This is a genomic window from Streptomyces sp. NPDC086080 (genome assembly GCF_044540255.1).
In the GTDB taxonomy this organism is placed as follows: domain Bacteria; phylum Actinomycetota; class Actinomycetes; order Streptomycetales; family Streptomycetaceae; genus Streptomyces.
Genome location: NZ_JBITRU010000076.1, coordinates 1 through 10,946, shown reverse-complemented (window position 1 = coordinate 10,946; position 10,946 = coordinate 1). Strand labels below are relative to the sequence as shown.

The 10,946-nt window shown below is 70.1% G+C and carries 9 protein-coding genes, 3 pseudogenes and 1 riboswitch; of the genes and pseudogenes, 2 read left to right on the top strand and 10 right to left on the bottom strand.

Annotated elements, in window-relative coordinates; translation table 11 throughout:
- Nucleotides 1-127 precede the first annotated feature (127 nt).
- Nucleotides 128-229 (top strand): annotated as a pseudogene (locus tag ACIF9R_RS37660) (IS6 family transposase); the annotation flags it as partial.
- Between the two features lie 389 nt (nt 230-618).
- On the opposite strand, the gene ACIF9R_RS37655 reads toward ACIF9R_RS37660, so the two are convergent.
- The 5 genes from ACIF9R_RS37655 to ACIF9R_RS37635 form a co-directional block, all read right to left on the bottom strand.
- Nucleotides 619-1,020 carry an SMI1/KNR4 family protein gene (locus tag ACIF9R_RS37655; protein ID WP_399987539.1) on the bottom strand — a complete coding sequence of 134 codons (402 nt, stop codon included), beginning with the start codon at nt 1,018-1,020 and terminating at the stop codon, nt 619-621.
- Between the two features lie 247 nt (nt 1,021-1,267).
- Nucleotides 1,268-1,870, bottom strand: a complete 603-nt coding sequence (locus tag ACIF9R_RS37650; RefSeq protein WP_399987537.1) for a hypothetical protein — start codon at nt 1,868-1,870, stop codon at nt 1,268-1,270.
- Between the two features lie 218 nt (nt 1,871-2,088).
- A complete protein-coding gene (locus ACIF9R_RS37645) occupies nt 2,089-3,282 on the bottom strand; it encodes an MBL fold metallo-hydrolase (protein WP_399987535.1) in 1,194 nt (397 codons plus the stop codon).
- Nucleotides 3,283-3,570: 288 nt separating this feature from the next.
- Nucleotides 3,571-4,356 (bottom strand): SGNH/GDSL hydrolase family protein, encoded by a 786-nt coding sequence (locus ACIF9R_RS37640; protein ID WP_399987541.1) that lies wholly within the window; start codon nt 4,354-4,356, stop codon nt 3,571-3,573.
- 203 nt (nt 4,357-4,559) lie between these two features.
- Nucleotides 4,560-5,516, bottom strand: a complete 957-nt coding sequence (locus tag ACIF9R_RS37635; RefSeq protein WP_399987533.1) for a peptidoglycan DD-metalloendopeptidase family protein — start codon at nt 5,514-5,516, stop codon at nt 4,560-4,562.
- A 4-nt stretch (nt 5,517-5,520) separates the two neighbouring features.
- Nucleotides 5,521-5,686: riboswitch (cyclic di-AMP (ydaO/yuaA leader) on the bottom strand.
- A 546-nt stretch (nt 5,687-6,232) separates the two neighbouring features.
- Between ACIF9R_RS37635 and ACIF9R_RS37630 the strand changes: the two genes are divergently transcribed.
- Nucleotides 6,233-7,030, top strand: a complete 798-nt coding sequence (locus ACIF9R_RS37630) for a tyrosine-protein phosphatase (RefSeq protein ID WP_399987531.1) — start codon at nt 6,233-6,235, stop codon at nt 7,028-7,030.
- 34 nt (nt 7,031-7,064) lie between these two features.
- Here ACIF9R_RS37630 and ACIF9R_RS37625 read toward each other — a convergent pair whose 3' ends face one another.
- From ACIF9R_RS37625 to ACIF9R_RS37605, 5 genes and pseudogenes are all read right to left on the bottom strand, one after another.
- Complete coding sequence (locus tag ACIF9R_RS37625; RefSeq protein WP_399987529.1) at nt 7,065-7,193, bottom strand: DUF6126 family protein; 129 nt, start codon at nt 7,191-7,193, stop codon at nt 7,065-7,067.
- Nucleotides 7,190-7,294 (bottom strand): annotated as a pseudogene (locus ACIF9R_RS37620) (XRE family transcriptional regulator); the annotation flags it as partial. The pseudogene ACIF9R_RS37620 and the gene ACIF9R_RS37625, both read right to left, overlap by 4 nt.
- A gap of 47 nt (nt 7,295-7,341) precedes the next feature.
- Complete coding sequence (locus ACIF9R_RS37615; protein WP_399987527.1) at nt 7,342-8,757, bottom strand: aspartate aminotransferase family protein; 1,416 nt, start codon at nt 8,755-8,757, stop codon at nt 7,342-7,344.
- Nucleotides 8,754-10,784 (bottom strand): 1-deoxy-D-xylulose-5-phosphate synthase, encoded by a 2,031-nt coding sequence (dxs, locus tag ACIF9R_RS37610; protein ID WP_399987525.1) that lies wholly within the window; start codon nt 10,782-10,784, stop codon nt 8,754-8,756. Before dxs ends, ACIF9R_RS37615 begins: the two co-directional genes overlap by 4 nt.
- A gap of 31 nt (nt 10,785-10,815) precedes the next feature.
- Nucleotides 10,816-10,946, bottom strand: a pseudogene (locus ACIF9R_RS37605) (4-hydroxy-3-methylbut-2-en-1-yl diphosphate synthase); the annotation flags it as partial.

The window sequence follows — 10,946 nt, the reverse complement described above, 5'->3', positions numbered from 1 at the left end:
ATCATCAGGAGTCGCGCTCGTCTGGCAAACCGGCCCAGCCCACCGACACATCACCGGGCAAACCACATCAACCCGGAACTACGCCGGGGCCGTGTGTGCACTCCCGGTCCTGAGGGATCTGGAGTACACGCCGCGGGTGGCGGTCACCAACAAGCTCCGCTCCTACGGCGCGGCCCGTCCGGTTATGCCGAGGGTGGAGCACCGCACCTCGAAGTACCTGAACAACCGGACACCCCGCTTCCGGCCCCGCCGATACCTGATGACCGCCCCCGGCCACCGAGCCGAGAAGGCGTCGACACTCGTCACATCTCCCGTGCGGGTCCGTAACGTGTCGCCGGTCGCTCGCCTGAGTCATAGGCAGATCCCGAAGCGCCACAGGGCCGGGATGGAACGCGGAACCACCCGGTCCCGTGACCTCCTCACCGGTCAGCCAACGCCACAACCGCCGCAGCGATCAGATCGACGGCGGTGGAGTTGACGTCCAGCACTACGACTTGAGGGGCGGGTCCTCCAGTCCCGGCTTCGGGACCAGACCAGAGGCGGAGGGCATCCGCTGTGGAGCCGCGCGGGTGGGCCGTGGCGTCGCCCTCTGCCCGGAAGCGGGCCCTGGGCTGATCTCTACATTTCACGCCAGCTCACGAAATCATGCCGGTCCCCCACCGAGAACTCTTCACTGAACGGGTCCGCCTCGCCGGTCAGGACCGCCACACAGAAAGACGCCATACCTCCCCCAAATACCACCCAATGGTTCATACCGAAGGCCGTCTGCCTCTGGAAGACGGCTACCCGCCAGTCGTCGGGAGCGCCCTCACACAGCCAGAACGCGACATCGCCGTGACCCAAGTCAGCGAAGGGCAGCAGTGGCGGCAGTGCGCCTGCCGGCAGGAGGGTGCCCAACTTTTCGAGGTCCGGAAGGGCCGGATCGACTCTGTCCAGGAGATCCCCGTACGGGGATCCGGGGACCGGCGGCGTGCTGATGGCCAGGTATTCGTTGATCTCACCGCCACCGTACGTCTCCACGAACTCGCGCTAATCGGCCGGGAACGCCAGGTGTGCCGTCTTCTCGATCTCTGCCCAGTCCACCGCGTCGCCGCCGGAGGCGGGCCGCGAGCAACTCGCGCAGGCGGGCGACAGCGGGGTGGGGCATGTGGGGGCTCCCTTCGGGTACTGGGCGGAGGTCCGAACTCACGGCTGTCCTGGCAGGGGAACGTCGGCACCGGTGCGGCTGTCGATCGCGGTGCCCAGGTTCTTCCAACCCCGGCAGTGTTCAAGCCGGTCCGGGAGGGGGCCTGGCTGCGGGACAGGGATCCGTTCTCCTCGCCCAGCCGCCAGTACGAGACCGGGTTGTCGTCCAGGACCGAGGTCCGGTAGAGCGAGCGTCGGCGTAGTCGTAGACGGTGCACTTGGTTGTCGAGCCGGGTGGGCAGAACTTCGTCAGCCGGTCACCGCTGTAGGTGTAGGTCCAGGCCAGGTCCAGGTAGCGGCCGGACAGTCCGTCGGTGACGCGGGTCAGCGGGCCGCCGTCCTCCTGTGCATAGGCCAGTGACTGGGCACGTCCGCTGCCGTCCTTGATCGGGGTGAGCAGTCCGGTCGAGTTGAAGTGGTAGGTGGTGCCGGAGGTACCGCGCAGTACCCAGCCGTCGACCTCGCGGGCCAAGGTGCTGGTGCCGCCGGAAGGGCCGGCGTAGCTGCCGTCGGGGTTGCGGCCATGGCGGACCTGGGAGCCGTCGGCCAGAGTGATCAGGGCGGTACCGGCCTGTGGTTCCTCGGTCAGCCGCATGTGCCAGCGGGTCGACCAGCCGGCGCCGAAGGCGCCGAAGGCACGGGGGTCGAGGGCAATGGCCGAGTAGTGCGGCCGAGCGCTGCCCACTCCGGGGTCCCTCCGGCTGGTTCAGCGCCCCGGAATGCGTGTTCGGACGACAACCCGGGACGAACCGTCCAGGAACGGCAAGGGCCTGAATCGCTGCGCAGCGACTTCACGCTCCACCCGGGGCGCCCCGCCCACATCCAGCAGCGAACGACCCAGCGCCTCAGCCGGAAGACGCTCCCGCACCTGGACCATCTCCCCCGGCTCGTCCCCGGCCGACGTCACCGCTCACCGGCGAGGTCGAGGTCGCCCTTGCTCGTCTCGGCCGCGCCCTCGGCGACACGGGGACGCCGCCAGGGGTATGCGATCGGACCGGAGAGCGCACGCCACCACGGCTCGACCGGCAGCTCCCCCGCCGGCTCGAACGGCTCACCCGGCCGCGGGAACGCCACCGCCTGAGCGGCCTCCTCGGCCGCGTCCTTCATCCACTCCGCCGGCTCCGCCCAGGGGTGCGGCGCCAGGTTGAACGTGCCCCAGTGGATGGGCAGCAGCACACCGGCCGCCGCGCCGCCCTGGAGATCGCGATGCGCCCGCACCCCCTCCTCGGGCGTCATGTGGATGTCCGGCCAGAAGTCCGAGTACGCGCCGACCTGGATCATCGTCGCGTCGAACGGGCCGTGGCCGGCGCCGATGTCCTGGAAGCCCGCGAAGTAGCCGGTGTCACCACTGTGGTAGATCCGGTGCTTCTCCCCCGCGACCGCCCAGGAGGCCCAGAGGGTGTGCTGGGTGTTGCGCAGTCCGCGGCCGCAGAAGTGCCGGGCCGGGGTGGCGGTGAGAGTGAGGCCGCCGATCCTCGTCGTCTCCTGCCAGTCCAGCTCGCGCAACCGGTCCGCGGACACGCCCCAGTGCTCCAGGTGCGCGCCCACCCCGAGGGGCACGGCGAACAGGGTGTCGGTGCCGGCCAGTGCCTTGATCGTGGGCAGGTCCAGGTGGTCGTAGTGGTCGTGGGAGATGACGACGACGTCGACCGGGCCGAGCGCGGCCGGCAGGAGGGGCGCGGGGTGCAGCCGCTTGGGTCCGACGAGGGGGATGGGCGAGCAGCGCTCGCCCCAGACGGGGTCGAACAGGACCCGGTGGCCGTCGATCTCCGCGAGGACGCCGGAGTGGCCCATCCAGGTCAGGCGCAGTCCCGTGGCGGGCGGGCGGGAGATGTCGGCGACGGTGGTGGGGTGCACCGGGATGTCGCCCCGCGGGGCGCGGCGGGACCGGCTGTCCTTGTCGAAGTAGACCTTCGCCAGGTCCCGGGCCGAGCCCGAGGGACGGGTCCGGGCGGGGCCGCCCGGGTTCTGGAAGACGCCGTCCTTGAAGTGCGGGGATCTACGGATGCGGGCCATGCGTGCGCCGCTCGGGTCCGCGCCGAAGGCCAGGGGCCGTAAGGCGCGGAGTCCTGCGCTCGGGAAACGGGGACCGGCCACAGTGCCTCCAGGTGGAGTCGTTCAGACATTCCATTATGTGCAGCCGGGGTGGCAACGGTGCCGTACCGGCCGAGTGGCCGGGGCGACCGGGGCCGCCGGGCTGACCGGGGCTGACCAGGCGGCCGGGCTGACCGGGGCTGACCAGGCGGCCGGGCTGACCGGGCTGACCAGGGCTGACCAGGCGGCCGGGATCGAATGCGTCGCGCGGTCGGCGCCGTGCCCGGCGGCGTGCGGGGCCGCCGCTCCTCTGTCCAGGCCCGCCGTGATCACCACGCTGCTCACGGGACGTCATGCCACGGAGGCGATCCGGACCTTGATGTCGTCCGGCGACAGCGTGCCCTTGGCGCTCACATGGTCGCCCGAGGACTCGCCGCGCAGTCGGCGGCCGATCCACGGCACCAGGTACTCACGGGCCCATTGGACGTTGTCCCGGCGGACCTCGAGGGCGCCGCGGGGCGGCAGGGGCGGCCAGGGCTGCTCCGGATCGGCGGGGACGTCCAGGCCGAGGGTCTGTCCCGCGCGGAGTGCCACCCGTGTGTGTCCCTCGGGCGACAGGTGCAACCGGTCGGCGTCCCACGCCCTGCGGTCCTGAACGCTCCTGAGGGACCACAGGTCGAGTACCGGGCAGCCGTAGCGGTCCGCGACGGCCCGCACATGCCCGTTGTACGTGGCGATCTTGCCGCGCAGATGCCTGAGGACGGGAACGCCGCGGGTGTCGAACCCGGTCGTCACCAGCACCGTGCCGGACACGGCCGTGAGCGCGGCGATCGCCCGCTCGAAACGCTCGGCCACCTCGTCCGGATCGGTACCGGGACGGATGATGTCGTTGCCGCCCGCGCAGAACGAGACCAGGTCGGGGGCGAGCTCCACCGCCCTGGGCAACTGGTCCGCCATGATCTGGTCCAGCAGTTTTCCGCGCACGGCGAGGTTGGTGTACTCGAAAGCCCCCTCGGGCCGGCGGTCGGCGAGAAGCACGGCGAACCGGTCGGCCCAGCCGACGAACGCCCCGCCGGGTCCGGGGTCGCCGACACCCTCGGTGAAGCTGTCCCCCACCGCCACGTACGACCCGATCACTCTTCCGCTGTCACTCTTCGAATCGTCTGCCACAGCAGCTCATGATTCACCCTTGAATGTGACCTACGCGACCGTAGGCAAGGGTTGACGCACGGTGAGATAAACCACTGTCAAAATGTCGGTCACAGCGGAATACGCCGAGGGCCGGACCCGGGATCGGGGTCCGGCCTTCGGCGCGCGTGTCAGGAAGGGTGCCGCAGGGGTCAGATGGAGACGCCCTTCGAGCGGAGGTAGGACAGCGGGTCCACGTCCGAGCCGTAGTTCGGGGAGGTGCGGATCTCGAAGTGCAGGTGCGGTCCGGTCGAGTTGCCGGTCGAGCCGGAGAGGCCGACCTGCTGGCCGCCGCTCACGGTCTGGCCGGCCGAGACGGACAGCGAGGACAGGTGGGCGTACTGCGCGTAGTAGCCGTCGCTGAGCTTGATGACGACCTGGTTGCCGTACGCGCCGGCCCAGCCTGCGGAGACGACCGTGCCGGAGCCGACGGCCTTCAGGGAGGTGCCGGTCGGGACGCTGAAGTCGACACCGGTGTGGTAGCCGCTGGACCACATGCTGCCGGCCACCTTGTAGGCGGTGCCGACGCCGCCGCCCGGCACCGGGGAGCTGTAGCCGGAGGAGGCGGAGGCGGCCTGGTTCGCCGTCGCCGGGGCGGAGGCGGCCGGGGAGGACTGCTGCGCCGGCTGCTCGGCGGGCTTCGCGGCCTTCGGGGCGGCAGGCTTCGGGGCGGAGGCCTTCGGCGCGGCGGGCTTCGGGGTAGAGGACCCGGCGGACTTCTTCGGCGCGCTCGTGGCGGCCTTGCCGTCGACGGAGAGCTTCAGACCGGGGTGGATCAGCGCCGGGTTGTCACCGACGGCCTCGCGGTTGTCCGCGTAGAGCTGCTTCCAGCCACCGTCGACGTGCTCCGCCTGGGCGATCTTCGCGAGGTAGTCGCCGGCCTTCACGGTGTAGGTGCGGTTCTTGTCGGCCTTTCCGCCGGTGGCCTTGTGGCCGTCGGCGGAAAGGGACTGGACGGCCTTTTCGGGGGCCGCCTGCGGCGTAGCGGCATACGCGCCGGTGGCGCCGAGAAGCGGCAGGGCGAGTGCGACGCCACCGGTTCCGACGACGGCGACGGAACGGCTGAGACGCTGAGCCTTGGTACGGCGGTGCTTACCCTTCGCGGGCATGACGAATTCCTGTCTCCGGCGCCTACGAGGTGAGCTGTCGGGTTCGGGCTGGAGATGCCCGGCCGCGACTTCACGCGACTTAACCCCTGAGCCTGTTCCGGAGACCGGAACAGGCAGTCGTACCTGTGGGTCCCCCGCTCCTGCCGTACACGGGTGAGTGTGTGCGGGCTCCGGGCGGCGGCAGGATTAGGCGTCCGTCCGGATCGGTTGGGAACGTAAGCGACCCGGACGCGAAGGGACAAGCGGAGGTTTCTGGCGAACACGGTTTTTCCGTGATCCACAGGAGGAATTGACGTCACCGAGCGTCGACCGCGATTCCGGCAGCCCTGCGAATTCCCGCACTATTCCCATGAATTACGTGAACATGGCGACAACACATTGTCACGGATATGACGATGCTCACGCACCCATCCCCATTTCCCTTTCTATCGGGGCACGTTATACCGAAACCGCTGAATCGGACATAACGCGTCAATCATTCCATCGCGGGCGCTGCGACCGGAAGGCAACGGCAGCCGGATCCCCTCCGGACCGATGCACGGCCCCCATGGCCCGACAGCACGACACCTCCGCACACTTCACCCGTTTCGCGGCATTCGCGCCGAGCGGCCGGACCCTGCCTGTGGACAACTCATTGCCCCAGGCAGGCATGTCGTATCGTCGAGTGGTGCCCGTCGACGAGCCGCGGCGGCGGCGCCGAGTGGGAGGAGTCCTCCGTGACGCAGCAGATCCCGTCGACCGAACCCGAGCTGACCGGAGTACGCAACTTCCGCGACGTGGGCGGACTGCCGACCGTGGACGGACGGCGGGTGCGGCACGGGGTGCTGTTCCGCAGCGGTCACCTCGCCCACGCGACCGCGGAGGACACCGTCTTCCTGTCCTCCCTGGGGCTGCACACGGTCTTCGACTTCCGTAACGCGGCCGACCAGAAGCTGGAGGGGGCGGACGTCGAGCTGCCGGGCGTGCGCAATGTGAACCTGCCGCTCAGCGACCCGGCCGACGGCGCCGAGTTCTGGAAGATGGTGCGCGACGGCGACCTGGACCAGTTGCGGTCGGTCCTCGCGGACGGCAAGGGCGCGGACCGGATGATCAGGTCCTACCGCCTGATCATCAAGGAGCGCACCACCGAGCACGCCCGGGTCCTGCACTCACTCGCCGAGAACTGCGTCCCCGCGCTGATGCACTGCGCGGCGGGCAAGGACCGCGCGGGACTGTCGGTGGCGGTGACACTGCTCGCCCTGGGCGTCGAGCGGGACGCGATCGTCGACGACTACCTGAAGTCCAGCGCCAAGCACCGCCGCTACAAGGTGCACCGCAGCAGCGGCTCCGCCTCGGCCTACTCCCCCGAGGTCATGGAGCTGCTCGACCCCCTGTTCGACGCGCGCGCCGAGTACCTGTCGGCCGCCTTCGACACGGTCGAGGAGACCTGGGGCGGCGTGGACACCTACCTGGAGCAGGCACTCGGGTTCACCTCCGGGGCCCGGGAGCGGCTGCGCGAGCGCATGCTCGACTGACGCGGGGACCGGCCCCCGGCGTGCCCGTGGCCCCCTACTTCTTGGGGGCCACCTCGAACAGGAAGTAGAGGAAGGCCGCGAGGACGTGACCCGCCACCACGTAGATGAACAGCCGCACCCACAAGGCTCGGGGCAGCCTCTCCTCCATGTCCTTGCCAGTCATATCGTGTCTCCGTGGCTCGGGCCCAGGCACAGGGCGGCCGTGGGACTCTGCAGCAGTGTAGGGACGAGCAGCAGGTCGACCGCGTCGGGGTCGGACGCGGCGGCCGCAATCCCCCTGCATCTGGGGCAAATACCCCAGCCGGGTCCGGTCAGCGGTCGGCGACCGCCTGTTTCACCAGGGTCCTGCCGAAGTCCCAGATCAGTCCGCCGTCGTGCGCGTCGTCCATCACGGCGGTGAAGGCGTCCACGAACCGGTCCACGTCCCCCTCGTCGATGATCAGCGGCGGAATCAGTTTGATCACCTCCATGTGGTCGCCGGACACCTGGGTGAGGATCCGGTGCCGTTGCAGCAGCGGCACGACCACCATCTGCGCGAAGAGTCCCTTGCGGGCGGCCTGGAGCATGGTCCAGCGCGAGCGCAGTTTCAGCGACCGGGGCCGGCCGAACTCGATGCCGATCATCAGGCCACGGCCGCGGACGTCGGCGAGCAGCTCGTACCGGTCGGTCAGCGCGGCCAGCCGGCTCCGCAGCAGCTCACCGATGCTCCGGACGTGCGCGACGATCTGCTCGTTCTCCATGACCGACAGCACCGCGAGGCCTACCGCCATGGCCTGGGCATTGGCCCCGAAACTGGCCGAGTGGACCAGCACCCGGTCCATCGACGAGTAGACCTTCCTGAAGATCCAGTCCTTGCCGAGGGTGGCGCCCACCGGCACATAGCCGCCGGAGAGCGCCTTGGCCACACACACCAGGTCCGGTTCGACGCCCGCCTCGTGCTGGTAGGCGTAGAAGTCGCCGGTCCTGCCCAGTCCGGTCTGCACCTCGTCGGCGATCAGCAGGGCCTTGTGCCGGTGCAGCAGGTCCTGCGCGGCGCGCAGATAGCCGGGGGGCGCCTCGTGCACTCCCTTGCCCTGGACCGGCTCCACGATCAGCGCGGCCACGTCCCCCGCGCGCAGCTCCCGCTCCAGGGCGTCGAGGTCCCCGAGCGGTACCGCCGTGTCCGGCAGCAGCGGAGCGAAGCCGTCCCGGAAGCCGGACTCGCCGTTGACCGACAGGGAACCGGTGGTCAGGCCGTGGAAGGCGTGCTCGCAGTACAGCACGCGCGGTCTGCCGGTCACGTACCGGGCGAACTTCAGGGCGCCTTCGACCGCCTCGGTGCCGCTGTTGCCGAAGAACACCCGGTCCAGGTGAGGGCTGTGCGCGAGCAGCTTCTCGGCCAGCAGGCCGGGCAGCGGCTGGCAGTCGAAGCGGACGAGGTCGGCGAGGGAGGCGTCCAGGACATCGTGCAGCGCCTTGCGGACCACGGGGTGGTGACGGCCCAGGCCCATCACCCCGAAGCCGGAGAGCATGTCCAGATGGTCGTTGCCGTCGGCGTCCCAGAAGTGGGCGCCCTCGGCACGCTCGTAGACCTTGTCGAAGCCGATGGTGTGCAGCATGCGCGGGAGCTGGTGGTTGAGGTACCGGCTGTGCAGCTCGTAGCGCTCGGCCCCGCGCTCGGCCAGCAGCGCACCGAGGTCGAATTCCCCCGTCTGCGACGCGTCCGAAGCGGACTTCGCGGTGGTCATACCTGGTGCTCCTGGTGCTCCTGTGGGTCCTGGGTGGCCTGGGTGGCCTGGGTGGCCTGGGTGGCCTGGGTGGCCTGGGTGGCTTGTGGGTCCTGAGGGTCCTGTGGGTCCTGTGGGTCCTGGGTGGACTGTCGGTCCTGTGGCTGTTCCGCGAGCGCGTCGCCGACGGCGAGGCTCGCGCCGATCCGCCCGGCGATCTCGACGGGCGTGAGCCCGATGTCGGCGAGCACCTCACCGCGTTTGGCGTGCGCGAGGAACTGCTCCGGAATGCCGAACCGCCGTACGGGTACGTCGACATCGGCGTCGCCCAGGGCCAGCGCCACCGCCGAACCCACCCCGGCCGCACGGCTGTTGTCCTCGACGACGGCCACCATGCGGTGCCCGGCGGCCAGCGCCGGCAGGGCCGGGTCGACCGGCCTGACCCAGCGGGGGTCCACCACCGTGCAGCCGATACCCCGCGCCTGGAGCAGTTCGGCGGCCTGGAGGCAGACCGGCGCCATCACACCTACGGCGACCATCAGCACCTCGGGGAAGCCCGCCCGGTGCAGCACGTCCATGCCGCCGACCCGGTCCAGCGCCGGGATCGCCGGGCCGGCCGACTCCTTGGGGAACCTCAGCAGGGTGGGCGCATCGTCCACGGCGACCGCCTCGCGCAACTGGGCACGGAGCTGGTCGGCGTCGCGGGGCGCGGCGATGCGCAGGCCGGGGACCGCCTGGAGGACGGACAGGTCCCACATGCCGTTGTGCGAGGGTCCGTCGACGCCGGTGACACCGGCCCGGTCCAGGACGAAGGTCACCCCGCAGCGGTGCAGTGCCACGTCCATCAGCAGCTGGTCGAAGGCACGGTTGAGGAAGGTGGCGTAGACGGCCACGACCGGGTGCAGACCCCCGGTCGCCAGGCCCGCCGCGGACACCGCCGCATGCTGTTCGGCAATGCCGACGTCCCACACCCGGTCCGGGAACCGCTCGGCGAAGGGGCCGAGGCCCACCGGGCGCAGCATGGCGGCGGTGATCGCCACGATGTCCTCGCGTTCCTCGCCGATCCGGACGATCTCCTCGCCGAACACGGACGTCCAGGAAGGACCGCCGGAGGGGGCGAGGGGCGCACAGGTGAGCGGGTCCATCACGCCGACGGTGTGGAAATGGTCCTCCTCGTGGGCGAGGGCGGGCTCGTAGCCTCGGCCCTTCTCGGTGAGGCAGTGGACCAGGACGGGCCCGTGGAAGCGTTTGGCGCGGCGCAGCGCGGACTCCACGGCCTTGATGTCGTGGCCGTCGATCGGGCCGAGGTACTTCAGGCCCAGGTCCTCGAAGAGGCCCTGCGGGGCGAAGGCGTCCTTGAAGCCCTTCTTCGCTCCGTGCAGTGCCTCGTAGAGGGTGCGGCCGACCACGGGGGTGCGCTGGAGTACGTCCTTGCCCCAGGCCAGCACGCGTTCGTAGCCGTCGGTGGTGCGCAGGGTGGCGAGATGGTTGGCGAGACCGCCGATGGTGGGGGCGTAGGAGCGTTCGTTGTCGTTGACGACGACGATCAGCGGCCGGTTCTTGGCGGCGGCGATGTTGTTGAGCGCCTCCCAGGCCATGCCGCCGGTGAGGGCGCCGTCGCCGACCACCGCGACGACGTGACCTCTCTCCCCCAGCACCTCGCGGGCCTTGGCGAGCCCGTCGGCCCAGCCGAGGGCCGTGGAGGCGTGGCTGTTCTCGATCACGTCGTGCTCGGACTCCTCACGCGAGGGGTAGCCGGACAGGCCGCCCTTGCCGCGCAGCTTGGAGAAGTCCTGACGGCCGGTCAGGAGTTTGTGGACGTAGCTCTGGTGGCCGGTGTCCCACAGGATGCGGTCGACGGGCGACTCGAAGACCCGGTGCAGGGCGACGGTGAGCTCCACCACCCCGAGGTTGGGTCCGAGATGGCCGCCGGTCCTGGACACCGCGTGCACCAGGAACTCCCGGATCTCGTGGGACAGTTCGCCGAGTTCCGACTCGGACAGCGCCTTCAGGTCGCGTGGTTGCCGGATGCTCTCCAGGATCGTCATGCTCGGGCCCCCTTCGAAGATTCCGTGCTGTTCAGCTCACGGTGACGGCCGGCTCCCCCGACACGATGCCGTCCTTCTCCATCTGCTCGGCGATCTTCATCGCCTCCTCGATGAGCGTCTGAACGATCTTCGACTCGGGCACGGTCTTGATGACCTCGCCCT

What these genes read in the sequence shown, in the direction of transcription:
- ACIF9R_RS37635 (WP_399987533.1), bottom strand. Translation starts at nt 5,516, where the DNA reads ATGCCCGCGAAGGGTAAGCACCGCCGTACCAAGGCTCAGCGTCTCAGC.
- ACIF9R_RS37625 (WP_399987529.1), bottom strand. Translation starts at nt 7,193, where the DNA reads ATGACTGGCAAGGACATGGAGGAGAGGCTGCCCCGAGCCTTGTGGGTG.
- ACIF9R_RS37615 (WP_399987527.1), bottom strand. Translation starts at nt 8,757, where the DNA reads ATGACCACCGCGAAGTCCGCTTCGGACGCGTCGCAGACGGGGGAATTC.
- dxs (WP_399987525.1), bottom strand. Translation starts at nt 10,784, where the DNA reads ATGACGATCCTGGAGAGCATCCGGCAACCACGCGACCTGAAGGCGCTG.